This is a genomic window from Pseudovibrio sp. POLY-S9 (assembly GCF_001431305.1).
Lineage (GTDB): Bacteria > Pseudomonadota > Alphaproteobacteria > Rhizobiales > Stappiaceae > Pseudovibrio.
In genome coordinates, this window is the sequence record NZ_LCWX01000156.1 from 1 (window position 1) to 1,977 (window position 1,977).

Consider the following 1,977-nt stretch of genomic DNA (forward strand, 5'->3'; position numbering starts at 1 on the left):
GGGGTGGCTCCATTCGTTTGCTGTCCATGACAACTGCAGTATGACGCATTACGGCGTTGGTGGGAGCAGGAGCCATCCACCCCATCAGGTAATGGCCCACGATGCTGGCAACAGCCTCTCACTTACCTCAGTTCACGCAGTGCAGTGAATGGAAGTTAAAGTCTGATGGGCTCAACTAATCGCTGCAATACATTCGGCAAACTTCTCAGCTACAAGGGGGACGTCGATCTGGAGGTAAAACTCAACCAGTGGGAGTGATTTTACAACCTTCACCGGCCGCTTACGAAGCACTCAGAGAAAAGCTTACAGTCAACGCCTTAATCGCCTCGTGAGTAGCTGCACCTTACCGATCGGTTGAATTGCGACAATCGGGATGCCGTAAAAGTGCAAACAGCAGGAAGCGCGGTGCGAACCCTGCCGAGAGCATAAGTAAGTGTCGTTTAGACTTATTGAATAAGGCCGAACCGAAAACCCTCAGCTACCGCGTGTGTTCTATTCGAAGCATGCAGCTTTCTGGCAGCCGAAGCCAGATACCAGTCCGCAGTATGCTGAGAAATATTTAGGATCTGACTGATCTCCCAACTTGTCTTGCCTGCAGCTGCCCACTTCAGACACTCAAGTTCACGAGGAGTAATGCGATGACGAGGGCGACTGATGTTTGAACCAGCTAGTTCACGCACTTTATTACTCGCATAAATGCCAACCAGATGAAGAACACTGATTTCGCGTTCATTCAGTCGAACTTCTGGTCCACCAAAAATCAGCATGCCTTGATAGTTCTGAAGGCCACGCACTGGCACACACACTCCGTCATACATTCCGTAATCGCGTGCTTCTGACAGAACTTGCTGTGCAGCTGCAGAAAGATTGCTATCACGGGCAACGCTGGACCAAAGAAATGGGCGACTAGCAGTACGCGCTTTTGCGACAATCGGATCATTTTGTATGTAATTATGATCGAGATAACGTTGTTGCCATTCAGACCGCCAGCCACTCAACATAATAGACCCATCAAAGGATGTGTTAGTTTCGGGGATCGCGGCAAGACAAAAACTTGTAAAGCCAAAAGACTGACCAAGTTCAGCAAGACGCTTAGAAACAAGATCAGGTGTCTCTTCATTATTAACAGATTCAATAAATTCTAGTGCAGCAGTCAATGAGTTCATTTTATACGCCCCTACATATAATGCCTCCAACAATCTTACCTTACGAAACATTCACCTGATTTATAAGGTGAAGCTATTACCCATCATCTAAAAGAGGCTAGCTATTTTCATAACAATAAATAAATGTATTCAATATTACTTCGATCCCAATAGAAATATGCCCATAGATATTAGTACTGTTAAATTGTACTATGTTTTATTCGAAAATATCTCATTTAATAATTTCAGATTTAAAATTATAAATAGGTTTTTATTGGGAAAATACATTGAAAAGAGCGCGTTAACACTTGGTTAGTGTTTTCTTACTGATACGGTTCCGCATTTAATCCAATGAAAACATTATACTTTTTTACACATGGTCGAGATCAGATTTCGTGCTTCTATTTGCCCTAGATAGATGCAAAAACCTCAACGATATATCTGAGGGGGACAACGGGGACAACTCCATTCCAGAGCCGCTTTGGGCTCAAAATGCCCCTTATCTTATCGGGCGCTTCACATAATCATATGCTGAGAAGAGCTCTTCAGAAAGAGACCGTAGTCTCATCTGCAAGGACTTGCGCAACCCTTGATAGAAGTCGTCGAACGGCAGCTCCTGGCCCGACGCATCTTGGCGTAGCCATACTCACTTCCAGTTCTCTACGCCGCAGAGAACGTCAGCAAAGTCCGGACTTCAATTATGAAATCGAACCGCGTTGACAGGCAACTCGGATCATTGGGCGTCATTTCAGTATGAGGCTCTATTACTCACAGACCATACCCCTTTGGACTGGCTCAGGAAAACTGGAGAGCCTTCTGATACGATAAATTC

At 45.1% G+C, this 1,977-nt stretch carries 1 protein-coding gene; it reads right to left on the bottom strand.

The window, feature by feature from the left end; genetic code table 11:
- Positions 1-446 precede the first annotated feature (446 nt).
- On the bottom strand, positions 447-1,166 hold the full coding sequence (locus PPL9_RS14265; RefSeq protein WP_057463328.1) for a LuxR family transcriptional regulator: 720 nt from the start codon (positions 1,164-1,166) through the stop codon (positions 447-449).
- Positions 1,167-1,977: the final 811 nt, after the last annotated feature.

Excerpts from the sequence above, each read along its gene's own strand:
- PPL9_RS14265 (WP_057463328.1), bottom strand. The coding sequence starts at position 1,166 with ATGAACTCATTGACTGCTGCACTAGAATTTATTGAATCTGTTAATAAT.